Origin of the sequence: Caballeronia sp. LZ001 (genome assembly GCF_031450875.1) — a bacterium.
In the GTDB taxonomy this organism is placed as follows: domain Bacteria; phylum Pseudomonadota; class Gammaproteobacteria; order Burkholderiales; family Burkholderiaceae; genus Caballeronia.
The window spans coordinates 5,277,499-5,301,422 of sequence record NZ_JARTVX010000004.1 but is presented as its reverse complement, the minus strand read 5'-3'; the positions used below and the strand labels follow the sequence as shown (position 1 = coordinate 5,301,422).

Genomic DNA, 23,924 nt, shown 5'->3' with positions numbered 1-23,924 from the left:
TCAGGCAGAGCGCTTCTTCGCCTTCCTCTCCACGAGCTTCGCGGCCATGAAGCGGTGATCCGGCGAGAACAGCCGCCGATACGTCAACACGACTGCGCCGACCACGCCGAGCGCCGAAGCCGCGGCGATCAGAAACATGATGACGATCTGATAGCGCACCGCCTGCAATGGCGATTGTCCCGCCAGCACCTGACCGGTCATCATCCCCGGCAGACTGACGAGGCCCACGACGGTCATCTGGTTGAGCGTAGGAATCATGCCCGCGCGCACGGCCTGCCGCGCGGGCCCTTGCGCGGCTTCCCAGCGCGTCGCGCCTAATGCGAGCGACATCTCCACGGCCGCGCGTCCGGCGGTCAGTTCCTCCGTCATGCGTTCGATGCCGAGCGACACGCCTGTGAGCGTATTGCCGAGAATCATGCCGAGAATGGGTATGGCGTATTGCGGCTCGTACCACGGATGAATGCGGATCACGACGAACAGCCCGAATGCGCAGATCAGCCACGAACTCGCCCAGATCGACACGATGCTGTCGGCGCGTTGTCCGGTGTAGGTGCGCCGTCCGCGATTCGAAGCGGACAATCCCGCGATGATGGTCATCAACGCCATGAGCGGCAGCACGACATACCACCGGCTGAAGGCAAACACCCAGCCGAGCACATAGCCTATCAGCAGCAATTGAACGACGGTGCGTATGGCCGCGATCGCGAGCTTGCGTTCGAGCCCGAGATTGAGCGCGACCGACAACGCGCCGTTCACCACGATCAGCGCCGCCGCAAGCGCGATATCGAGGAGACTGAGGTTTTGATAACCGTTCATGGCGCGCTCGCTTCGGTGAGGACGCCCGCGTTCATCGACAAATGACGCGTGGCCACGCGCGCAGCCTGTTCGGGGTCGTGCGATACCCAGATGCTCCCGCGCTTGTTGCCCGGTTTGTCATCCGCTTTGTCCGCCGATTCGAACCACGCGCTGACCAGCGCTTCGATCGAGCGCGCCGAAGCCGGATCGAGCGATGCCGTGGGCTCGTCGAGCAGCAGCACGTCGGGCGCGAGTTGCAGTACACGCACGAGCGCGGCGATCTGCGCCTCACCGCCGGACAACTCGCTTGCGGCCTTGTCGAGAAAGTCCGCGCCGCGTCCCGCCGCTTCCGCAAGTTGCGTGGCCATCGCGCGATCGAAACGGGCATCGCGATAAGCCTTGAGTGTGTACGGATAACGCAGGTTGTCCTCGACACTTCCGTCCAGCATCGCGGGCCGTTGAGCGATGTAGGCCACGCGTCGTCGATAAGCCGGAATGCCCGCGCGCGCGATACGCTCGCCGCGCCAAGTCACGTAACCCTCGTCGCAGGCATCGAGCAGCGCGAGGGTACGCAAAAAGACGCTCTTGCCCGATCCCGACGGTCCTGTGATCGCGGCGCGCTCGCCTTCGCTCAGCACGAAATCCGTGGGATGCAAAAGGACGGTGCCGCGCGCGGTATCGCGCCGTGCGACGCCAACGGTTGCGACGAGTGAAGAAGGCATCGGACCTCGTGGGGCATTTATCGAGCCGTCATCTTACGGAAAAGGCCGGGCGTTGCCCATGACATGCGGCGCTCATGACACACGTCGACCGTCACGCGGGCACACTCTGTGCTGCGCCACACACAATCAGAAAAAATGGATGGAGAGGTCATGGCGCAGGCCCGCACGAGCAGAAAAATCGGAAAGATCGTCGCATGGTTTTTTGCCGTTCTGGCGGTACTGATAGCGGTGATCGTGGTTATTTTCCTGACGTTCGACTGGAATCGCCTGAGGCCGTGGGTCGATGACAAAGTCTCGCAAGCTATTGGGCGGCAGTTTCATATTACCGGCGACCTGAAGGTGGGCTGGCGCCGTCCGCCTAACGAAACGGGCTGGAAACGCTGGGTGCCGTGGCCGCGCTTCTCGGCTGAAAAGATCACCGTCGCGAACCCGGACTGGGCGCGCAACCAGTATTTCGCCACGCTCGACGAAATCGACTTTCAGGTGGCCGTGCTGCCGCTGCTCGCGCACGACATCGTCATTCCCGCGATCAATCTGGTGAATCCTTCCATCGATGTCGAGCGGCTCAAGGACAACCGCAACAACTGGACGTTCAAGTTCAAGCAGTCCACCGAACCTTCGACGTGGAATCTCAAGCTCGGCGATATCTCGCTTGCAAAAGGCAAGGTCGGCGTGCACGACGAAGTGACCAAGGCCGAGATGCAGGTCGATATCGATACGCTCGGCCAGGCCGTGCCGATCGGCGAAGTGATGAAGCAGCAACAAGAGGCGTCGAGCAAATCGTCGGCGGAGATGGTCGGCAAAAGCGGCGCGGCCAAACTGGAAAAGCAGACGGATGCAGCGGCGGCTTCGGAGGCGTCCGCAGCTTCGGCTGCATCCGCGGCTGCGGCGGCGAATGCATCGGCGCCGAATCCGGCGAGTACGTCGGCCAATCAGAGCATCACGACGAAAGAAGGCGTGAAGCCGCCGATTCCGCCGTATGCCTTCGGCTGGACGGTCAAGGGCACCTACAACGGCGGCAGGGTTTCCGGCGACGGCAAACTCGGCGGCGTGCTCGCGGTGCAGGACGCGGCGCGCCCGTTCCCCGTTCAGGCCGATGTGCGCCTGGGTGACACGCATATCGCGTTCGTCGGCACCGTGACCGATCCCGCGCATCTCGCGGCGCTCGATCTGCGGCTGTGGATTCAGGCGGTCAGCATGGCGCATCTGTATCCGTTCACGGGCGTGACGCTGCCGGAAACGCCGCCTTTCGCCACGGAAGGGCGCCTCACCGGTCAGTTCAAGGAAGACGGCAACGTGTTCCACTACGAGAACTTCACGGGCCGCGTGGGTGGCAGCGACATCAACGGCTCGCTCGTCTATGCGGGCAGGAAGCCGCGACCGCTGCTTCAGGGCGAACTCGTGTCGCATCTGCTGCGTTTCGCGGACCTCGCGCCGATCATCGGTGCGGATTCGAACGCGAGCAAAGCCAAGCGCGGCGAGACGGAAAAGCAGCCGTCGGCGAAGGCGTTGCCGACCGAGGAGTTTAAAACCGATCGCTGGAAGGCCATCGATGCCGACGTGAAGTTCACCGGTCAGCGCATCATCAAGGACCCCGACCTGCCGATCACGGATCTCTATACGCACGTCGTGATGAAGGATGGCGTGCTGTCATTCGAACCGCTCAAGTTCGGCGTGGCGGGCGGCGCGTTCTCGTCGAACATTCATCTGGATGGCAGTGCGGCGCCTCTTAAGGGACGCGTGTCGGCGGAGGCGCGGCATCTAAAGCTCAAGCAGCTGTTCCCGACCGTGAAAACCATGCAATCCGCGCTCGGTGAAGTGAACGGCGACGCGGCGTTGTCCGCCACCGGCAATTCGCCCGCCGCGCTCGCTGCAACGTCCAACGGCGAGATCAAGGCGCTCGTGACGCAGGGCACCGTGAGCCCGGCTGTACATGGAAGCGGCGGGCCTGAACGTGGCGAACGTCGTCTACGAGAAGCTCTTCGGCAAGCGCGATGTGAACATCAACTGCGCCGCGACCGATTTCGTCGTCACGGATGGCGTGCTCGACTCGCGCGTATTCGCACTCGATACCGACGACGCGGTCATCAACGTCGACGGCAACATCAATCTGAAGAGCGAACAGATGGATCTGGGGATTCATCCGCATACGAAGGGCTTCCGCATCTTTTCGTTGCGTTCGCCGCTGTATGTGAAGGGCACGTTCAAGGACCCGAAGGTTGGCGTGAATGTCGGCGCGTTGGCGGTGCGCGGCGGTGCGATGGTCGGTCTTGGACTCATCAACCCGTTTGCCGCGTTGATCCCGCTGATCCAGCCGAGCAACAACAAGCCGTTGCCGTGCGCGCAGATGCTGGCCGACATGCGCAATGCGCCAACAGCGCCGCCTGCCGGACAGAAGCAAACGACCAAGGCGGCGCCGGCTTATATGTCGTCGGGTGCGGCCGCGGGCTCGGCTTCCAAGCCGCCGGCGAAGAAGGCCGTGCCGGCCGCGCCGGCCAGTGCGGCGCAGTATCGCGGAAGCTAAGAGCAACGTACTGCACAGGCTTGTCCACAGAATCTGTGGACAAGTCGGGCAAGGATCGAGCTATTCGTTTGACACGTAGAGCATGACCTGATCCGCGACGCACGGCGTTTTGCGAACAGAATCAAGAAATTAGCTGAGTCGCCAAGCGCTTTTCCACAGGCATTTCCCCGTTTGCGGGGGATAAGTTATGCAGAGGGCGCGGGCAGGTTGGCGCGACTTGAAGCGCAGGGTGTTTTTCGTTGCGCGTCAAATGCTTAGACGAGTTCACAGCGGGTTTTCAACAGGGTGGTCCCCAATTGCTGGGGACAACTTCGGCTCTTTGAGACGCCCTTCCTAGACCGAGATTCCCGGACCGCCATTGCTTCCGAGCAACTGCTCGACGGAATTCGCATCCTTATAGTCTTGCTCGGGCAGACCATCGAAAACAGCGATCACATCGTTGCTGACACCGGCTTCGCGCGCGGCATTCACTAGTGCGTCCTTGTTGGCTGGGAACGTGGCATAACGCAGGACTTCGGCGATTTCATCGTCGATGGGTTCGTCGTTCAGGCTCTGAGTTCCGGGTGTATCCGACATGGAATTCCTGTAGATGAAGAAGTGAGCGCTTCAGGTCTGTACCTGAATGGTCTGGCTTGCCATACCGTGACTCGGCGTACGCGATTTCGGCAGCGGCACATGACGCCAGTGCGCGTGGTCGAGACTATCTGCCGCGATTTCGGGCGCGGGCGGCGCGACCGGCCCGGCGTTCACACGCAAGGCAGCGCGCGTTGCGGCCACTACGGCCGAATCGTCAGTCGAACTCGTGTGCAGAGGCGCGGCGTAACACGACGCCGAAACCAATGCCATCGTCAACAACGTTGAGGTCTTCATCGGGCAACCCCTCCTCACGTAGGCAGCGAGAAGCATCAAGCAAAGCCTATGCCGATACGTCCCTCACGCACCGTTCGTGCGTGCATGCCAATGAAGCAGACCTCGCACGGGCGCAACGAGCGGTGCTCGCGCGCAAACACTTCGCGTGATTTCTAACTTATGAATAATCCGCTTCCACCCAGCGCTGCGGATCGGCATGCGCCGCGAAATTGCACAGCCGCGCACTTTCAGCGCTGGGTCGGATTCAGACGGAAGTATGCGTCGAGAAGAGAGGTTTTGTACACGACACCGAGCAGCAGCGGCTCGCTCTTTTTTTCGATGACAGGAAGCCGCTCGCCCTGAAACGCGAGGAAGTGCTGCAGTGCTTCGCCGAGCGACATGTCGGGTGTGAGCACGTCGAATTGCGGCTGGAGGTAATCGGCGGCGGTACGCGCGGATGTGTCTTGCTTGTCGAGAAGATCGGACGTGATGTCCTTGAGTGCGACCACACCGCGAAAGCGCCCCGCGTCATCCACGACATACAGATACTTCACGGGATATTCGAGGAACACGCGCGTCATGTCGTTCACGTTTGCATCGAGCGGGACGACGGTATCGGGCGGCTTGACGAGTTCGCGCATCTGCGTGGCCGCGAGGCGCAGACGCTCCTTCTCTTCGCGCGTGCGACGCAGGGTGACTTCGTACATCGACGTCTGCTCGGAGGTTCGGGCAATGAAATATGCCACCACGCACGAAAGCATGAGCGGCAACACCACCGAGTACGACAGCGTCATCTCGAAGATCATGAGGATCGCCATGAGCGGCGCGTGCGTGGCCGCGGCGAGAAACGCGCCCATGCCCACCATGGCGTAGGCGAATGGCTGTGAAGTCGTATGCGGCCAGATGGCGTGAACGCCGAGACCGAAGAGACAGCCGAGCACGGCGCCGACGAAAAGCGTGGGCGTGAAGATACCGCCTACCGCGCCCGAGCCGGCCGTCGCCGCGGTGGCGAGGAGCTTGAAGACGAGCACCAGCAAGAGCGCGGACCACGTCCACGGCTGATGCAGAAGCGAGTTCACCACTTCATAACCGTTGCCCCAGACTTCGGGCCACCAGATCGAAATGACGCCGACGATCAGTCCGCCGAGCGCGAGACGAATCGGCAAGGGCAGCGGCAACTTCGCAAAGCGCTTGCGCGACTCTGCGAGCAGCCGCAGGAAGTGTGGCGCGAGCGCGCCGCACAGCAAACCGAGCACGACGAAGAGCAGCACTTCGAGGCCCGCGATGGGCGGAAACACCGGCATCTGGTAAGGCGGCCGATACCCGGCGAACTCGCGCATCGTGATGTTGGCGACGACCGACGACACGACGATCGGCCCGAAGCTCTCCATGACGATGGAGCCCAGCACGATTTCGGTGACGAAGAACGCGCCCGCGATCGGCGCGTTGTATGCGGAGGTGATCCCGGCCGCCGCGCCGCACGCCACGAGCAGTCGCAGGCGCGGCGGATCGAAGTGGACCCAGCGTCCGATAAGCGATGAAGCGAGCGCGGCGAGCTGCACCATCGACCCTTCGCGGCCGATGGAGCCGCCGCTCGTGATCGTGAAAAGCGACGACAGGCTGCGCCAGATGCTTTGCCACACGGGCACGACGCCATCGCCGATGGTCACCGCTTCCATGTAATCCGTGTTCGCGTGCTTGTCTTGACGAACCCGTGCGACGATCAAACAGAAGCCCGCGATGAGCCCGCCCGCCGCTGGCAACACGATACGCAGCGGCCACGGCAGGCTTTCGGCCATCTTGACGAAGTTGCCGGGTTCGCCGCCGAACGCCCGTTGCAGCGAATCGATGCCTTCACGAAACGCCGATGTCGCGAACGCGCCCGCAACGCCGACGACGACTGCCCAGATGAGCATGGTGTGCGCATCCGACAAACGGAAGAGTTGTTGAGCGCGCGTGCGCAGCCGAAGCAGGAACGAAAGCACGGATTATCGTGGAAAGCTTAGAAGCAAATGGAATAAGGCCGACGCAAGGATAGCATTGCGCATCATCCGTCCACTTTCGAGCGCGCGAAAAAAAGCCCGGCTATCGAAGACAGCCAGGCTTTTCAAGTGATGCATCCAGCGCTTCGGTCTACGCGCTCACCACTTCGGCGCGAACGAAGGATTCGCGTTGCGCTTGCCTTCGTCGAGCTTGTCGATCTTCGCGATGTCGTCGGCGTCGAGCTCGAGCTTTTGCGCATCCCAGTTGATCTGTTGATGCTCCGGATTCGTCGATGCCGACAGCACCACGATATCGCGCGCCAAAAGCCATGCGAAGGTAACTTGCGCGGGCGTCGCGCCGTGCTTCTTCGCGATGGCCTTGATGGTCATGTCGTTATGCGCGCGGCCTTCGCCGAGCGGCATATAGGCGGTCACTTTCACGCCGAGCCGTTGGGTGGCTTCGACCAACGCGCGGTTCGCGAGGAACGGGCTCACTTCGATCTGGTTCGTCACGATCTCCTTGCCGCCCGGCGCCTCGAGTGCTTGTTCGAGCAGCGGCGCGGTGAAGTTCGACACGCCGTAATGACGGATGAGGCCGAGCTTCTGCGCTTCCTGAAACGCGCCAAGCGTTTCGGCGATAGGCACCGCGCCCTCGGGCGACGGCCAATGCACGAGCGCGAGATCGATCGTGCCGATATCGAGCTTTTCGTGACTGTCCTTGAGACTCGCGATCAGCTTGTCGTGCTGCAGCCGGTCCCACCAGACTTTCGTCGTCACCCAGACGTCTTCGCGCGGAATGCCTGACTCGCGCACGCCCGCGCCGACGGCGGCTTCGTTGTTGTAGAACTGCGCGGTGTCGATATGACGAAAGCCGATCTGCAATGCGCTTCTGACGGCTTCGGTGGTCTTCGCGGCATCGACACGGAATGTGCCGAGGCCGAAGGAGGGAATCGTTTCGATCATGCTGGCTCCTTGTTTCGTTGAGGCGATCAGTGAACTCAGTGACGCGTCTTACTTCGCGTCCTGATCGAGTTCGGGATAGTGCCTGAAAATGCCGGATTCGTTGAACGGGATGCGCCGTTCCGAATCGACATAAGCGGCGATATTGGACCGTTGCAGCACGGCGTCATGCAGCGCCGCGACACGCGGATAGTGCTTGCCGAAGGTCTTCATCGCGCGCGGGAAGGCGTAGTGCAGGCCATCGACGAGTTGAAAGACGGAGAGATCGACGTAGGTCGTCGTGTCGCCGACCATTTGTGTGTCGCCGTGCGGATTCTGCTTCAGCACGCGCTCGAAATAACCCATGAATTTGGGCACGCGCTGGTCCAGGAAATTTTTCGAGCGCGTTTTCGCGGCTTCTTTCTGGTCTTCGTAATAGAGATCGGTCGCGAGCGGATGATGCGTGTCATGCACTTCCGCGACGATATCCGCGATGGTCAACTGCAAGCCATGGGCTACGTAGCGCAAGCCTTCGTCCTTCGGCGCGAGCTTTAGCTTCGGGCCGAGATACAGCAGGATATTCGCGACATGCGGCACGATCAGATTGCCGTCCTTCAGAAACGGCGGCGCGAACGGAATGTGCGGCTCGGTCTTGCTGCCGAGGAGCTTCATCATCGCGTCCATGCCTTTCTTCGAACGCGCGACATCGATGTATTCGGCGCCCGCGTCTTCGAGCGCGAGGCGCACATATTCGCCCCGGCCTTGCAATCCGTCCCAGTAATAGAGTTCGTAAGCCATGCGTGGGCTCCTTGTCAAACGTGCCGTGCTTTTGACGCCATGCGCGGCGGATGCTTGGGTTGGCAAGTTAATCGCGTGCTGCTTGCCGCGCGGTCGAGCACGCGAACGAGTGTTCAGGCGAGCAACACGCGTACCCGCCTGGGGCCGTGGCGGCGCGGGCCGCGATGTAAAATGAAGCCTTTGCTCGAGGGCTGACTCGCGATGCCCGTCAGAGAGCGAACGACTTCGAAGCGGAGAGAAGATGGACAAGCAAGGCTTCACCACTGGCATCGTACACGGCGATCGTGACGCGGGCGTCGAGCATGGCGGCGTGCGTCAACCCATCCATACGTCGGTTCAGTATGGCTTCGAACGCGTGGAAGATCTCATCGGCGTGTTTCAAGGCACGAAGAAGGGCGGGTTCAACTATGCTCGTCAGGGCACGCCGACCACTGCGGCGCTCGAGCGCAAGATCACGAAGCTCGAAGGCGGCGCGGGTTCCATCTGCTTCAGCACCGGCATGGGCGCAATCTGCGCGGTGTTTCTCACGCTTCTGCGCGCGGGCGATCATCTCGTGTCGAGCCAGTTCGTCTTCGGCAATACCAATAGCGTGTTCGGCACGCTGCGCGCGCTCGGCATCGAAGTGACGGTGGTCGATGCAGGCGATGTCGCTAACGTCGCCAACGCGCTCAAGGCCAACACGCGCATGGTGTTCGTCGAGACCATCGCGAATCCGGGCACGCAGATCCCGGATTTGAAAGGTATCGGCGAACTGTGTCGCGAACGCGGGCTCGCTTATGTCGTCGATAACACCATCACGTCTGCGGCGCTTTTCAGGCCGAAGGATGTCGGCGCGAGCCTCGTCGTCAACTCGCTGACAAAGACGATTGCGGGACACGGCGCGGCGCTCGGCGGTGCGGTCACGGACACGGGCGTCTTCGACTGGAGCACGTACCCGAATATCGCCGATGACTACCGGCGCTCGCCCGCGAAGGAGCAAGGGCTTCTGCAAATTCGCAAGAAGGGTTTGCGCGACATGGGCGCGGCGTTGTCGTCCGAGCAGGCGCATCAGATTGCGCTAGGCGCGGAGACGTTGGCGTTGCGAGTCGGCAAGAGCAGCGATAACGCGCTCGCACTGGCGCAGTTCCTGGAGAAACACGAAGCGGTGGGTCGCGTGCTTTATCCGGGTTTGCCGAGTCATCCGCAATATGAAGTCGCGAAGAGTCTGTTCAAAAACGGCTCGTGGCTCTTGTCATTCGAGTTGCGCCATCCCGAACGCATGATCGACTTCGTCAACGCGCTGCAGATCCCGATCAAGGCGACCGGTCTCGGCGATACACGCACGCTCATCATCCCCGTTGCACCGACCATCTTCCACGAAGCCGGTCCGGACGTACGCCGCGCAATGGGCATTTCGGACGGCATGCTGCGCTTGTCGCTGGGTATCGAGGATATCGACGATCTCATCGCCGATTTCGAACAAGCGTTGAAGCACGCGTAAGCCGCGAAAGCGGGCTTCGAATGCAAAAAAGCCGTCGGTTCAGTCGACGGCTCTTTTGTGTCCAGCATCGATACGATCAGCCGAAAAGACGCTCCACACCATACGTGATCGCAAGTCCACCGCCGATCAACCATGCATACAGAATCGCGCCGGTTGCAATCGCACGCGGACCCGCTTCGCGAATCTGCGCGATGCGCGTTTCCATGCCGAGTGCGGTCATCGCCATGGTGAGCGCGAAGGTATCGAGCGTGTTGAGCGTGCTGGTCGCGCTGGCGGGCAACACGTGCAGCGAATTCACCACCACGAGCGCGAGGAAGCCGAAGGCGAACCAGGGCACCGCGAGCTTGCCCGTGCCGCTTTGTGCGCTTTGATCATGACGCTTGCGATTGATCCAGAAGCCGACCACGAGCAGGACCGGCACGAGCAACATGACGCGCGTCATCTTCACGATAGTCGCGATATGCGCCGCTTCCGGGCTCACGTTGCTTGCCGCGCCAACGACCTGCGCGACTTCGTGAATCGTGCCGCCGAAGAAAAGGCCCGTGCCGAGCGTGTCGAGATGCAACCAGCCTGCGTGAATCGCGAGCGGATAGAGGAACATGGAGAGCGTGCCGAACAGGACCACGCTGCCAACGGCCATCGCGCTCTTGTGGGGCTTCGATTGCAAGGTCGATTCGAACGCGAGCACGGCCGCGGCGCCGCAGATGGCGCTGCCGGCGGCCGTGAGCAAGGCGGTATCGCGGTCGAGCTTCATGACCTTCATGCCGAACCATGTGCCGATGGCAAGCGTACTCACGACCACCAGCACAGATACCGCGAAACCCGACAGCCCGACGTGCGCGATTTCTTGCAGACTCACGCGCAACCCGAAGAGCGCCACCGCGATGCGCAGCAATTTGCGCGCGGAGAAGTTCACGCCCGCCGCCCAGCTTTCGGGCATGCCGTGGCGCAGCGCGTTGCCGTAGATCGTCCCCGCGGCAATGCCGACGATCAACGGGCTGATGCCCAATCCAGCGATGAACGGCAGCGCGGACAGATGCGTCACGGCTGCCGCGAACAGCGCGACGAAAAGAATTCCGTTTAGCTGCCCACGCGCGGACGATGCTTCGGCGATTGACGGTGCGGCGGGTACGGCGGACATGGAGACGTCCTTTGACATTGCGTTGCGATGTGCTAATCCTAAATCACTCATATGCATATGAAAAATCGTGATTTAGGATGTAATGTATCGGTTGATCTGATATTTTTGCAAGATGACCCCGGATCAGCTGATAACCTTCGCCACCGTTGCCGAGCACGGCAACATCAGCCGCGCGGCTGTTGCGTTGCATTTGTCGCAGCCTGCCGTGTCGGGGCAGCTTCGGCTTTTGCAGGACGAATTCGGCGAATCGCTGTATTTGCGCGACGGCCGGGGCGTTCGCCTGACCGCAGCCGGCGAACAGCTGCTCGTCCACGCGGAGCGTGTGCGCGAGAGCTTCCGGCAAGCACACGCGCTGCGGGACGCGTTGCGCGGGCTCGAGCGCGGCACATTGCGTATCGGTGCGAGCACGACGCCCGCGAGCTACCTGCTGCCTTATCTGATCGCCGCATTCCACAAGCGCTATCCCGACGTGACGCTGACGACCATCGACGGGAACACGGCGGAAATCGTCGCTGCGCTCGGTTCGCTCGATATCGCGCTTATCGAAGGCCAGCCAAGTGGCGAGTTGCCGTCGGGCACTACGGTGACCGCTTGGCGCGACGACGAGATCGTGGCTATCGTTCCGCGCGGTCACCCGCTCGCCGAAAGGCAAGACGCCACGCTCGATGAAATCGGCGGCTATCCGCTCGTGCTGCGCGAAAGCGGCTCGGGCGTGCGGCAGATCGTCGAGCGCGCGTTCGCACAGGGCAAGGTGGCCGTGCGCGTCGCGCTCGAAATCGCGGGCGTCGAGGGCGTCAAGGAAGCGGTGCGGGCGGGCATGGGTATCGGCTTCGTCTCGGCAATGTCGATCCGGCATGAGGACGGCATGCTGCAACGCGTACACGTCGGCCCGGCGCCGCTCACGCGCCGCTTTTCGATCCTGCTTCCTCATGCCGACACGCCTTCGCGTGTCGCCGCGCGCTTTCTCGAACTCTGCCAGGACGCCTCGATTCTCGGCTAGGGAATTCCACTATGGCACAACGCGCACCGCCAAGAGCACTATTCGTCTTCATTGGGGCGCCACGGCGTCCTTTTCAAACAGCTGTAATGGAACCGGTTCCACCGCTAGTTTTTGTCAGTTTTCAATGGAAAAGAGGCGTGATTTCATCTGATGTTTCAAAAATCGGCATGCGCCCGGATGTCGTCGTAGTCGCCAGCGCCTTCGGCTCCGCCACGGTGCGCACCGATGGTCACGCAGTCTGCGCCGAAGCCGCCGCGCGCGCTGGCGCCCAGGGTTTCGAAGTGCGCCGCGAACTTTTCGCCGACGAATCCGATGCCAGTTTCGACGCGCTCTCGCGTCTCGGCGCGCGCATCCGCACACTCGGTTTGTGGGCCGTCCACTCGACGCCCGCAACCTTGTTTCGCGACGATGGCGCTCTCGATGACAGTGCGCTCGCCCAGACCATCGGCGAGGCGCATGCGCTGGGCGCGCGCATCGTGAAGCTGCAATTGGGCGGCACGGAACGCGGCGTGGCGACCGATGCGGCAACGCTCGATCGGTTGCTGAACGCGGTGGCGTCGTCGCCAGCGCGGGTGGTCGCCGAAAACGGCCAGTTGAAGGCGGGCGGCACGATCGGCGCGTTCGAGGCGTTGTTCGCGGCTTTGCCCGCGCAGGCGCAAAACGGGCTTGCGATGACCTTCGACACTGGCAACTGGCGCTGGCCGGATCAAGACCCGCTCGATGCCGCCGTGCGTCTCGCGCCGCACGTGGCCTATATCCATTGCAAGGCAGTGACAGGCGAGGGCGCGCGACGTTTCGCCATAGCCCCGTCGCAAGACGATGCGCACTTCGCCGCGCTCCTCGCGCAATTGCCGCGTGACGTGCCGCGCGGAATCGAATATCCCTTTCTCGACGCCGATGACGCCGCCGTTCAGGTCGCGCGTATCGCGGCATTTTGAATACAAGGTACCGCATGCAATCACAACGAAACGCCCTCGACATCGTTACGTACGGCGAGGCGATGACCATGTTCGTCGCCGCCGAAACCGGCGATCTGGCAAAGGTCGGCCAGTTCACCAAACGCGTCGCGGGCGCGGATCTGAACGTGGCTATCGGGTTGTCGCGGCTCGGCTTCAAGGTGGGCTGGATGAGCCGTGTCGGGCGAGATTCCTTCGGTCAATACGTGCTCGATGTGCTCGCGGCCGAAGGCATCGATGCGCGCCGCGTGAGTATCGACGAGCGCTATCCGACCGGCTTCCAGTTGAAGGGCAAGTGCGACGACGGCAGCGATCCGGCAGTCGAATACTTCCGCAAGGGCTCGGCCGCAAGCCATCTTTCGCTTGACGATTACGCCGCTGATTACGTGCTCAACGCGCGGCATCTGCACCTGACGGGCGTGGCGCCGGCCATTTCCGCGAGTTCGCGTGAACTGGCTTTCCACATGGCCCGCGAAATGCGTGCAGCAGGCAAGACTATTTCCTTCGATCCGAATTTGCGTCCGACACTCTGGCCGTCGCGCGACGCGATGGCGCAATCGCTCAACGCGCTCGCGGCGCTTGCCGATTGGGTGCTGCCGGGCGTGAGCGAAGGGTTGGCGCTGACGGGCTACGAGAAGCCCGAGGACATCGCGAAGTTTTATCTCGATCAGGGCGCGAAGGGCGTGGTCGTGAAACTGGGCGCATACGGCGCGTATTTTCGCACCGTCGATGGCGATGCCGGCATCGTGCCCGCGGTGCCCGTCGCGAAGGTCGTGGATACCGTCGGCGCGGGCGATGGCTTCGCGGTCGGCGTAGTGAGCGCGATGCTCGAAGGCCGCGACGTGCGGCATGCAATCGCGCGCGGCAACCGCATCGGCGCGCTGGCGATTCAGGTGATCGGCGACAGCGAGGGCCTGCCCACGCGCGCCGCGCTCGACGTGCTCGAAGCGCAGGATGTGGGCGCTGCCCTCGACGCCGCGTGATCCTCAGAGACTCAATCGAACTGTGTTCGGAGACAACCATGCAAGCATCTTCAACCCCGACTCTCGCCGTGCGCCGCTGGTGGATGATCATGCCGATCGTCTTCATCACGTATAGCCTTGCGTATCTGGATCGCGCGAACTATGGCTTTGCGTCGGCGGCGGGCATCAATCAGGATCTGGGCATCAGCAAGGGACTGTCGTCGCTGATCGGCGCGTTGTTCTTTCTCGGCTACTTCTTCTTTCAGATTCCGGGCGCGATCTACGCCGAACGCCGCAGCGTGAAGAAGCTCGTCTTCTGGAGCCTGATTTTATGGGGCGGTTGCGCCGCGCTGACGGGCATGGTGAGCAACATACCGTCGCTGATGGCGATCCGCTTCGTGCTCGGTGTCGTCGAAGCGGCGGTGATGCCCGCGATGCTCGTCTTCATCGCGAACTGGTTCACCAAGTCGGAGCGTTCACGCGCGAATACGTTTCTGATTCTCGGCAATCCGGTGACAGTGCTGTGGATGTCGGTCGTCTCGGGCTATCTCGTGAATTCGTTCGGCTGGCGGCACATGTTTATCGCCGAAGGTTTGCCCGCGGTGGTGTGGGCGGTGATCTGGTGGTTCATCGTGAAGGACAAACCCGCGCAGGTGACGTGGCTCACGGACGCGGAAAAGAGCGATCTCGATGCCACCTTGCGCGCCGAGCAAGCAGCGATCAAGCCGGTGAAGAACTATGGCGAGGCATTCAAGTCTCCCGCTGTCATCAAGCTGTGCGCGCAATACTTCTGCTGGAGCATCGGCGTGTATGGCTTCGTACTCTGGCTGCCGTCCATCCTCAAGAGCGGCTCCACGCTCGGCATGATCGAGACGGGCTGGCTTTCCGCAGTGCCTTATCTCGCCGCGACCATCGCCATGCTGCTCGCTTCCTGGGCCTCCGACAAACTGCAGGCGCGCAAGGCCTTCGTATGGCCATTCCTGCTGATCGGCGCGGTGGCGTTCGCGGGTTCGTATCTGCTTGGATCGAACCACTTCTGGGCTTCGTACGTCTTGCTCGTTATTGCAGGCGCGGCGATGTATGCGCCTTATGGGCCGTTCTTCGCGATCGTGCCTGAACTGCTGCCGAAGAACGTCGCGGGCGGTGCCATGGCGCTCATCAACAGCATGGGCGCGCTCGGTTCGTTCGTGGGTTCCTATGTCGTCGGATACCTGAACGGGGCCACTGGATCGCCGGCTGCGTCATACGTCTTCATGAGCGCGGCCTTGCTCGTGGCCGTGGCGTTGACGCTGGCCGTAAAGCCGCCAGCGGTGGTGAGTCCGCGCGTCGCCGTGGGGTCGTGATGTCCAGAGCTCCAGAGCGCTGCTGCTGTCTATGCTTTAATGGAAAGCATGAACGTAGCGGCCGTCATCCACTCTTACCATGAGCCTGCAAAGGTCTGAAAACTCCATGAGCCGAAAGAAAATCGTAGCCTACAAGTCCTTGCCATCCGATGTCGAAGCGTACCTTCGCGAGCATGCGGATGTCGTACATGTCGATCCGGCCGATCATGATGCATTCGTCGCGGCGCTCAAGGATGCCGACGGCGCCATCGGTGCGAGCGCGAAGATCACGCCCGCGATGATCGAAGGCGCGACGCGTTTGAAGGCGCTTTCGACGGTCTCGGTAGGCTTCGATGCATTCGATGTCGACGACCTGACCAAACGCGGCATCGTGCTCACGCATACGCCTGACGTGCTCACCGAATCGACCGCGGATACGGTCTTCGCGTTGATCCTCGCCAGCGCGCGCCGCGTGGTCGAACTCGCGGAATGGGTCAAGGAAGGGAACTGGAAAGCGAGCCTGGGCGAAGAAGGTTTTGGCGTGGATGTGCAGGGCAAGACGCTTGGTATCGTGGGGCTCGGTCGCATTGGTGGCGCGGTGGCAAGACGCGCGTCGCTGGGCTTTCGCATGAACGTGCTTTACACGAATCGCAGTTCCAACGAGCAAGCAGAGAAGGACTACGGCGCGAAGCGTGTCGAACTCGACGACCTCCTTGCGCAATCCGACTTCGTGCTTCTGCAAGTGCCGCTCACGGCTCAGACGCGTCATATCATCGGCGCGGCGCAGCTCAAGAAAATGAAGAAGAGCGCAATTCTCATCAACGCATCACGCGGACCGACCGTCGATGAAGCGGCGCTCATCGAAGCTCTCAAAGACGGCACGATTCGCGCGGCAGGCCTCGACGTGTTCGACAAGGAACCGCTGCCCGTCGATTCGCCCTTGCTCAAGCTGAAGAACGTCGTCGCGTTGCCGCACATCGGCTCGGCCACGCATGAAACGCGTCACGCGATGAACCTCAACGCCGCCGAGAACCTCATCGGCGCGCTCGATGGCACGCTCACGCAGAACATCGTGAATCGCGAAGTCCTCAAGCGCTGAACGCGGATCGGATCGCCGGGCAGCCACGATGCGCTAACATGCGCATGCCGAGGCCAACGACAACGATGTCGATACCGCTCGCCCGATGTCGGGCGTTCGTCAAGCCATCACGACCACCATGTCCGACGATCCCACTTCAAGCAACCGGCCGCGCGTTTTCGGGGCGCGCCGCGCGACCATCACCGATGTCGCGCGCGAAGCCGGCACCGGCAAGACCAGCATCTCGCGTTATCTGAACGGCGAGACGGGCGTGTTGTCGCCCGATTTGCGCGAGCGTATAGAGGCGGCTATCGCGCGGCTGGACTATCGACCGAATCAGATGGCGCGCGGCCTGAAGCGCGGGCGCAATCGACTGATCGGCATGTTGCTCGCCGACCTGACCAATCCGTACTCCGTCGAAGTGCTGCAAGGCGTGGAAGCCGCGTGCCATGCGCTCAACTACATGCCGCTCATCTGTCACGCGGCCAATGAAGTCGACATGGAGCGGCGTTATCTGCAACTGCTTACGACGTATCGCGTCGAAGGCGTGATCGTGAATGCGCTCGGCGTGAAGGAAGCGTTGCTGCAAGGCTTCACGCAAGGCGGTATTCCGGTCGTGCTGGTCGATCGTTCGGTGGAAGGCATCGTTACCGATATGGTCGGGCTCGACAATCCGGCGGCCGTTGCACTGGCAACCGGACATCTCATCGATGAAGGCTTCGACGAATTGCTCTTCATCGTGCAGCCCGTCACGCATGTCAGTTCGCGGCGTTTGCGCGAGGCCGCGTTTCGCGAAAGCGTGAGCGCGCGTGCTGCAAACGGCGCGACGCTCGTGATCGATCTCGCCGATGCGGCATCCACGCTCGAAGAAATCGATCGGCGCATCGAAGGTGCGCGCGCGGCAAACCGGCGCGTCGCTTTGTTCGCGGCGAACGGTCCGGTGGCTTTGCGCGTCGCGGTGCATCTCAAGGAACGATACGGCGCGGACTGGCAAGCGGGCGTCGCGTTGATGTCCATCGACGATTCCGAATGGGCGCAACTCGCCGGCATGACGACGGTGCGGCAGCCGACTTACGATATCGGCCGACGCGCGGTGGAGTTTCTGCATGAGCGGCTCGGCGGCGCGGTCATGCCGCCACGCGAATGTCTGTTGCCGGGAGAACTCGTCGTGCGCGCATCGACGACGAGAGCAAGACACGAAGCATCACAAGGAACCTGAATGGTCAGTCTATCGACGTTGCTGTGCGTGGGGTTCGCCACGTTCATCATCGCTGCATTGCCGGTTGTGTTGTATAAGCTCGCGAGGCCGCGTTTTCAGCTCGTGCCGCGCGAGGCGATACTCGGCATTGCCGTGTTTGCGCTTTTCGCCATGGTGATCGAGCGCGCGCTACATGGCTTCATGCTGGGCAATCCGGCCACGTCCGCGTGGCTGATGAATCCCGCGGTCTTCGTAGTCTATGGCGCCATCACTGCGGGCCTGTGCGAGGAAGTGGGCCGCTTCCTGGCGATGAAGTGGATCATCTCGCGCGAGCCCGGCGCGCTCGATCGTCCCGGTCCGGCGCTCGGTTACGGCATCGGACATGGTGGCGCGGAGGCGTGGATCGTCGGCGTGCTCGTACAGGCGCAATGGATCGTGTATGCGATCCTGGCCAACAACGGTACGCTCGATGCGCATTTCGAAAGCGCGCCGCTCGATGCAGTAGCGCGTATTCACTTGGTGCTGATGAGTCTCTCGCCTGTGTCGGCGGCTATCTTCGTGGTCGAGCGGGCGAGTGCGTTTGCCTTCCAACTCGGCTTCTCGGCACTGATGTGGCAGATGCTGCGCGAACGGTCGCGTCATGCGCTTGGCGTGCTGATTGCGGCCCACGCGCTCGTCGGCATGCCGGCCGCGCTCTTTCAAGCGCGCCTGATTCCGCTCGCCGCCGCCGATGCCGTGTATCTCGTGCTCGGCGTGATCGTCACCGTGGCGCTCGTGCGCTACTATCGCGCCGCAGTCACGCGCCAATCCTGATTCATCGAGTATCCATGGACGACTACCAATACGACTGCCCGAGCGCGGACATCGACATGCTTGCGCATGTCATCAGCGATCTCTTCCCCGAGCAGACGCAATTCGCCGAACGCCTCGACGACGAAGGCCGTACCTCGCTGACGATTCATTACATCGCGATGCGTTTCGGTTCGACGGCGCGGCGCATTGCCATCGACGTGCGTTTCGATGCTGCCGCGCTGGCACGATATCGAGCCATGCCGGTGAGGATGCATGCTCGAAGCTATGCAGTGTTACGTGCCTATGTGGAGGCGACGCTGGGTTCGCTGGAAGAAGCATACGCGAATGGCGAGGCGGTCCCGCGGCAGCTTGAAATCGAGATGGGAGAGGATTTCGCGTGAAGGGGCAGGTTGTATTCTGTATGCCGACAGGTTGCGTTTTGTATTCGAGATTTGAGCGAGGTGGGGCGGAACGGGTGATCGATTCAGATGCGAGTTGGCTGTTCGCTTTCGCATCTTGCACTCGGATGTGCGTGCGCTATGCGGCTGTCCGCGTCGGATGCGGCTATCTGAATTCTGTATGCCACGCCTTGGCATTTCGCATTCGAAGTCTGCGTGGATTTATTGAACCTGGTTGAGGCTGTCTTCGGCATACGTGCGATTTGAATTCCGCATGCCACGCTAATGCACTTCGCATTCGAATTCCGCGTGATCTGCACGCTCGTTGAGGCCATCCCCGTCGAAGGCAGCAACTTGAATCCTGCGTGCCGCGCCCCTGCATACCGCATTCAAACTTCGCGATAAACCTTCGCGAAGCGCGCCGCCTTCACGACGCCATAGTCGCCCGGCGCATACTGCATGACCCAATCGCCCGCGTCGCCGGTGAGCACGTCGCCATCGTCTGACCGCGCGATGGAAAAAGGCTCATGCATCTCCCGCGCAAGAACCACGCTCGGCTTGTTGCGGTAGGTTCCAGCCTCGCCATGCGCGATGCCGCCTTCCGGCACGTACTTGGGATCGAACCGGTCACGCGACACGACCCAGCGTTCACCCGTCGCGCCAGTGACGATAGCGTCGCCGGGCGCATAGCGATTCGGGCCTTCCAGGCTCATCAACTCGCCCGGCGCAGCGGCGAATTCCACGGTCACGGCTTCGTCCTTGACGACGCGGCGCGCGGCAGCATCTGTTGTGAGATCGAGGCGGGATAGATGGAGCATGATTAGTCGGCCAATGCGGTTGCGGTGCGGGATCGTAACGGCAATCGGATGATTTTGCATCCAGAATACGAAAAACCCGCTTCGTTCGCCATGATGACGCCCGATGCGGGTTTTGGCAAAGCCGCCGAATGCCAAGCATTCAAGCGCTTACGCGCTGCGGCTTAAGGCTTCGTCGTCGATGCCGGTTGTGCTGCGCCCGCGTGCGACGGATGACGAGCGCGTGCATTCTTTGCGCGATCATGATGCTCTTGACGGAAGCTCGTATCGGCAAGCTTCTTCTGCTCCGGCGAAAGGCTTGCGTAAAGCGGCTCGAAAGCCTCAACCAGACGTTTTGTGCCGTCTGCATTCGCCTGCGTGATCTGCTCGTATTGCTTCATGTCATCGAGCGCGGACATGGTGTCGCGTTGTGCAACGCGTTGGCGGTATAGATCGCCCACCGTGTGCGCGTTGTCGCGCATCACGTCGGCGAACTTCGACCACTGATCTTCCTGCTGCGATGTGATCTTGAGGCTTGCATGCAATTGGGCGATACGTTCTTCCACGCGAGCTTCGCGCTTCGTGGCGCCGGGCGCCGATGCCGCCGTCGTGGCGGAGGCAGATGCCGCGGAGGGCGCCGCGGTCTGTGCGAACGCGGCGCTAAGCATGCAAGATGCCGCCAGTGCTACGAATGTTTTTTTCATTCCGAAACCTTAGTCGAAGTAAGAGAAAGCGCGCTTGCTGGTTGATCTCAGTCAAGGCAGAAACGTCGTCGGCGGTTATTAGTAACACGCCTGCCTGACAATTCGCCTCGATTGCCACAACTGCTTACATCCGATACTTCTCTGGAAAATTCCGTAAAGGAAGCTCAAGCAAGATCGGGCGGTGACGTCGGCGATAATCCTGCTTGCGGCCGATTGCATACCGCATGCGGTACACAAAACGCATAACGCAACACAAACGCCAAACATCACAGCGAGAAGGACGACATGAGACCCCCGCGCCTCGACCAGCTCGACGACATCGACCGTAACCTCGTCGCGCTATTGCAGACGAACGCGCGTGAAAGCGTTGCCGATCTCGCGCGTCAGCTGGGCGTGGCGCGCACCACAGTCATCGCGCGCATGGCGCGGCTCGAAAAGAACAACGTGATAGCGGGCTACGGCGTACGGCTAGGCCAGGACGTGCTCGACGCCAGTATTCAGGCTTACGTCGGCATCAAGCTCGCGCCAAAGTTCGGCCGCGACGTGCAGAAACGCTTCGCGCGCATGCCGGAGATGCAACTGCTTTGCGCGGTAAGCGGTGAATTCGATTACGTCGCCTGGTTGCGTGCGGACTCGCCCGATCGCCTGAACGACTTGCTCGATGAAATCGGCACACTGGAAGGTGTGGAGCGCACCACCACCTCGATCATTCTGGCGCGCAAGATCGACCGTTCGAGTTAGGACGATACAAAACGCAGCGGGATATTGTCAAAACGTCGAAAATTATCGTCGATACGCATCATTTTGCGTCTAGGATCAATATTCGTCGGTCCCTAAACTGTATTCAGCATGCCTTCCCAGGCGACACAAAATGCAAAATACACTAGGAGAACAACGATGAAAGTAGCGTTAGTCGGCGCCGGATTGATCGGCAAGAGCATCGCCCACTTGCTTCGTGACACGGGAGACTTCGAAGTCGTTGCATTCGATCGCGACGAACAGGCGCTCACCGCGCTCGAAGCGGAGGGAATCGCGACTCGCCGCGTCGATTCCGCCGAGACGCCAGCGCTGCGTCAGGCGCTCCACGGCTTCGACGCACTCGTCAACGCCTTGCCGTATTACCTTGCCATCAGCGTTGCATCGGCGGCCAAGGCGGCGGGCGTCCATTATTTCGATCTGACCGAGGACGTGCGCGCAACGCATGCAATTCGCGCCATCGCGGAGGGTTCGGACGTGGCCTTCATGCCGCAGTGCGGGCTCGCGCCGGGTTTCATCGGCATCGTCGCGCATGATCTGGCCGAGCGGCTCGATAACGTGCGCGAAGTGAAAATGCGCGTCGGTGCGCTGCCCGAGTTTCCGACCAATGCGCTCAAATACAACCTGACATGGAGCATCGACGGACTCATCAACGAGTACTGTCAGCCATGCGAAGCGATCCGCGATGGCCGCACGCAATGGGTCCAGCCGCTCGAAGGCGTCGAACATTTCTCGCTGGATGGCATCGAGTACGAGGCCTTCAATACTTCGGGTGGGCTCGGCACGTTATGCGAGACGCTGGCGGGCAAGGTGGAATCGCTCGACTACAAGTCGGTTCGATACCCCGGCCATCGCGATCTGATGAAGTTCCTCCTCGACGATCTGCGCATGTCGACCGATCGCGACGGTCTCAAGGCAATGCTCAAGCGCGCGGTGCCATCGACTTCGCAGGACGTGGTGCTGATCTTCGTCACGGTAACGGGCATGCGCGGCGGCCCATCGGGACAACTTGTGCAGAACGTCTTCACGCGCAAGGTCTTTGCCAAGGAAGTCGGCGGCATGCCGATGAGCGCAATCCAGATCACGACGGCGGGCGCCATCTGTGCCGAGCTCGATCTGTTCCGCGAAGGCGTGCTGCCGCAAAGCGGGTTCGTGCGTCAGGAACAGGTGCCGCTCGCGGCGTTTTTGAATAACCGTTTTGGAAAGCTCTATCAAGGCGCGAATATGGTTTCGAGCGCGCCGCGGATGGCGACGCTCTGAACCAGCCACTTCAGATACGCCTCGTCGGTCTGCGAGGCAATAACGGACATGAGAGCGGACATGAAGACAGCACCACTTCGGCATTTTGCATGCACGCTGCCACACCTCAAGCCTGATCGATCACACGCTGATACCGCTTCATCAAGGGCGTCGCCGTGACGCCATGAATGATCACCGACGCCACGATCACCGCGATGACAAGCGGAACGAGCGGCTTGGCCACGTCCTTCGGCGCCTGCTCGATTGCATACAAAAGATAGTAGAACGAGCCGACACCGCGTATGCCGAACCAGCTCATCAGCCGCCGTTGCGCGCCATGTGCGCCCGATCCGATGAGCGATGCCTCCACCGACAGCGGCCGCGCCACGAAGAACAAGCAGCCGATCAGCAAGGCCGCTTGCCACGTGAATAGCTCACGCCAGATAGTGGCGAGCACGGCGCCGACCATCAGCATGATCGCGACTTCGGCGATACGTTCCAGTTCGATCGTGAAGCCATGCACGCGCTCGGCCATGAAGGCGTGCGCGCGGGCCGGATCGGATGCAGTGGCGCCGACATCGTCGGCGTCGATCGTGCCGACCGCTTCGCGCGCGGACTTGTCGCCGCTCGCTTTCTGTTCTACGCGTCGCATGGCGAGTCCCGCCGCGAACACGGCGAGAAACGCATACGTGTGCAGCAATTCGGCCACGCCATACGACAAGGCGATCAGTCCTAGCGCATAAAAACCTTCCGGACCGAGCGCCTGTCCGTGGCGCGTGCGCAGATAAGCCACGAGCCGCACAGCCAGTTCCCCGAGGAACCAGCCGCTGCCGAGCGCGCCGGCAATGCCCCACAAAGCCTGCAACGCGAAGCTCCAGTGCAGCACCGCCGCAGGCGACGCTTCGAAACGGCATACCGCGATGCCGAGCAGCGCGAAGGGCAACGCGATGCCATCGTTCAGTCCGCCTTCGCCCGTCAGCGAAAAGCGCAACAAGTCGATGTCGCCAGGCTTTTCGACCTGGACATCATGAGCGAGGACAGGGTCGGTCGGCGCGAGCATCGCGGCGAGCAGCAGCGAAGGCCCCCAGCTGAAGCCGAGCACATACACGCAAAAGACGGTGAGCAGGGCGACGGTCAAGACCATCGCGACCACGCCGAGCCGTAGCGGCAGTATCCAGATGCGGTCCGTGGGCGGCACGCGCAGACGCAAGCCGATGGCAAAGAGCGACGCGAGCATCGCGACTTCGGTGATGCGTCGCAAAACCGTGGCGTCGGTCGCGAGATCGAAATGCAGCATGTTCGCCGCGCCCGGCCCCAGCACGAAGCCAATGGCGAGGTAGCACATCGCGGTGCTGATCGGCAAATGCCGGAATGTCGAACTGGCGAGCCCCATGAAAATGAGCACGCCGCCGACGATGAGAAACCACATCGTCTCGGTCATGGAAGCCCTGTTCGATTGTTTCGAGGATGGCGGGAAGCCGTTTGGTCCTCGTTT

22 protein-coding genes and 1 pseudogene are annotated in these 23,924 nt (G+C 61.7%); 12 read left to right on the top strand and 11 right to left on the bottom strand.

Going from position 1 to position 23,924, the window contains the following annotated elements; genetic code table 11:
* Together P9292_RS35985 and P9292_RS35980 are read right to left on the bottom strand one after the other, a co-directional pair.
* On the bottom strand, positions 1–816 hold the full coding sequence (locus tag P9292_RS35985) for an ABC transporter permease (RefSeq protein WP_309963862.1): 816 nt from the start codon (positions 814–816) through the stop codon (positions 1–3).
* Entirely contained in the window at positions 813–1,517 is a 705-nt protein-coding gene (locus P9292_RS35980) for an ATP-binding cassette domain-containing protein (protein WP_309963861.1), read from the bottom strand. Before P9292_RS35980 ends, P9292_RS35985 begins: the two co-directional genes overlap by 4 nt.
* A gap of 150 nt (positions 1,518–1,667) precedes the next feature.
* Here P9292_RS35980 and P9292_RS35975 point away from each other — a divergent pair.
* Positions 1,668–4,041 (top strand): annotated as a pseudogene (locus P9292_RS35975) (AsmA family protein).
* Positions 4,042–4,374: 333 nt separating this feature from the next.
* Here P9292_RS35975 and P9292_RS35970 read toward each other — a convergent pair.
* The 5 genes from P9292_RS35970 to P9292_RS35950 all read right to left on the bottom strand — a co-directional run bounded on the left by P9292_RS35970 (position 4,375) and on the right by P9292_RS35950 (position 8,609).
* Complete coding sequence (locus P9292_RS35970; RefSeq protein WP_250464545.1) at positions 4,375–4,617, bottom strand: DUF2795 domain-containing protein; 243 nt, start codon at positions 4,615–4,617, stop codon at positions 4,375–4,377.
* Positions 4,618–4,647: 30 nt separating this feature from the next.
* Positions 4,648–4,911, bottom strand: a complete 264-nt coding sequence (locus P9292_RS35965; protein WP_244827803.1) for a hypothetical protein — start codon at positions 4,909–4,911, stop codon at positions 4,648–4,650.
* A gap of 227 nt (positions 4,912–5,138) precedes the next feature.
* Positions 5,139–6,875 carry a ClcB-like voltage-gated chloride channel protein gene (locus P9292_RS35960; protein ID WP_309963859.1) on the bottom strand — a complete coding sequence of 579 codons (1,737 nt, stop codon included), beginning with the start codon at positions 6,873–6,875 and terminating at the stop codon, positions 5,139–5,141.
* Between the two features lie 156 nt (positions 6,876–7,031).
* Positions 7,032–7,835 (bottom strand): aldo/keto reductase, encoded by an 804-nt coding sequence (locus tag P9292_RS35955; RefSeq protein ID WP_250464550.1) that lies wholly within the window; start codon positions 7,833–7,835, stop codon positions 7,032–7,034.
* Between the two features lie 48 nt (positions 7,836–7,883).
* Positions 7,884–8,609: a glutathione S-transferase gene (locus tag P9292_RS35950; RefSeq protein ID WP_309963856.1), complete on the bottom strand. Its 726-nt coding sequence runs from the start codon at positions 8,607–8,609 to the stop codon at positions 7,884–7,886.
* Between the two features lie 241 nt (positions 8,610–8,850).
* Between P9292_RS35950 and P9292_RS35945 the strand changes: the two genes are divergently transcribed.
* Positions 8,851–10,089 carry a cystathionine gamma-synthase family protein gene (locus P9292_RS35945; protein ID WP_309963854.1) on the top strand — a complete coding sequence of 413 codons (1,239 nt, stop codon included), beginning with the start codon at positions 8,851–8,853 and terminating at the stop codon, positions 10,087–10,089.
* Between the two features lie 76 nt (positions 10,090–10,165).
* On the opposite strand, the gene P9292_RS35940 is transcribed toward P9292_RS35945, so the two are convergent.
* The gene (locus tag P9292_RS35940) at positions 10,166–11,230 is read right to left on the bottom strand and encodes a YeiH family protein (protein ID WP_309963851.1); all 1,065 of its coding nucleotides are present in this window, start codon (positions 11,228–11,230) and stop codon (positions 10,166–10,168) included.
* 112 nt (positions 11,231–11,342) lie between these two features.
* On the opposite strand from P9292_RS35940, the gene P9292_RS35935 reads away from it, so the two are divergent.
* The 8 genes from P9292_RS35935 (at position 11,343) to P9292_RS35900 (ending at position 18,939) form a co-directional block, all read left to right on the top strand.
* Positions 11,343–12,230, top strand: coding sequence for a LysR family transcriptional regulator (locus tag P9292_RS35935; RefSeq protein ID WP_309963849.1), 888 nt, complete (start codon positions 11,343–11,345; stop codon positions 12,228–12,230).
* A gap of 167 nt (positions 12,231–12,397) precedes the next feature.
* Positions 12,398–13,168, top strand: coding sequence for a TIM barrel protein (locus tag P9292_RS35930; RefSeq protein ID WP_309964310.1), 771 nt, complete (start codon positions 12,398–12,400; stop codon positions 13,166–13,168).
* Positions 13,169–13,182: 14 nt separating this feature from the next.
* Positions 13,183–14,169 carry a sugar kinase gene (locus P9292_RS35925; protein WP_309963847.1) on the top strand — a complete coding sequence of 329 codons (987 nt, stop codon included), beginning with the start codon at positions 13,183–13,185 and terminating at the stop codon, positions 14,167–14,169.
* Between the two features lie 38 nt (positions 14,170–14,207).
* Entirely contained in the window at positions 14,208–15,491 is a 1,284-nt protein-coding gene (locus P9292_RS35920; RefSeq protein ID WP_309963843.1) for an MFS transporter, read from the top strand.
* Positions 15,492–15,597: 106 nt separating this feature from the next.
* Positions 15,598–16,569, top strand: coding sequence for a D-glycerate dehydrogenase (locus P9292_RS35915; RefSeq protein ID WP_309963840.1), 972 nt, complete (start codon positions 15,598–15,600; stop codon positions 16,567–16,569).
* Positions 16,570–16,687: 118 nt separating this feature from the next.
* Positions 16,688–17,767: a LacI family DNA-binding transcriptional regulator gene (locus P9292_RS35910; protein WP_250464700.1), complete on the top strand. Its 1,080-nt coding sequence runs from the start codon at positions 16,688–16,690 to the stop codon at positions 17,765–17,767.
* Positions 17,768–18,559 carry a YhfC family intramembrane metalloprotease gene (locus P9292_RS35905; protein ID WP_309963838.1) on the top strand — a complete coding sequence of 264 codons (792 nt, stop codon included), beginning with the start codon at positions 17,768–17,770 and terminating at the stop codon, positions 18,557–18,559.
* A gap of 14 nt (positions 18,560–18,573) precedes the next feature.
* The gene (locus tag P9292_RS35900; RefSeq protein ID WP_250464566.1) at positions 18,574–18,939 is read left to right on the top strand and encodes a DUF3022 domain-containing protein; all 366 of its coding nucleotides are present in this window, start codon (positions 18,574–18,576) and stop codon (positions 18,937–18,939) included.
* 386 nt (positions 18,940–19,325) lie between these two features.
* Here P9292_RS35900 and P9292_RS35895 read toward each other — a convergent pair whose 3' ends face one another.
* Entirely contained in the window at positions 19,326–19,754 is a 429-nt protein-coding gene (locus tag P9292_RS35895) for a PGDYG domain-containing protein (RefSeq protein ID WP_309963837.1), read from the bottom strand.
* 161 nt (positions 19,755–19,915) lie between these two features.
* A complete protein-coding gene (locus P9292_RS35890) occupies positions 19,916–20,434 on the bottom strand; it encodes a Spy/CpxP family protein refolding chaperone (RefSeq protein ID WP_250508956.1) in 519 nt (172 codons plus the stop codon).
* Positions 20,435–20,719: 285 nt separating this feature from the next.
* Between P9292_RS35890 and P9292_RS35885 the strand changes: the two genes are divergently transcribed.
* Together P9292_RS35885 and P9292_RS35880 are read left to right on the top strand one after the other, a co-directional pair.
* Positions 20,720–21,175, top strand: coding sequence for an Lrp/AsnC family transcriptional regulator (locus tag P9292_RS35885; protein WP_309963835.1), 456 nt, complete (start codon positions 20,720–20,722; stop codon positions 21,173–21,175).
* Positions 21,176–21,331: 156 nt separating this feature from the next.
* Positions 21,332–22,450, top strand: coding sequence for a saccharopine dehydrogenase C-terminal domain-containing protein (locus P9292_RS35880; protein ID WP_244827818.1), 1,119 nt, complete (start codon positions 21,332–21,334; stop codon positions 22,448–22,450).
* Between the two features lie 106 nt (positions 22,451–22,556).
* Here P9292_RS35880 and P9292_RS35875 read toward each other — a convergent pair whose 3' ends face one another.
* A complete protein-coding gene (locus P9292_RS35875) occupies positions 22,557–23,870 on the bottom strand; it encodes a sodium:proton antiporter (RefSeq protein ID WP_244827819.1) in 1,314 nt (437 codons plus the stop codon).
* Positions 23,871–23,924: the final 54 nt, after the last annotated feature.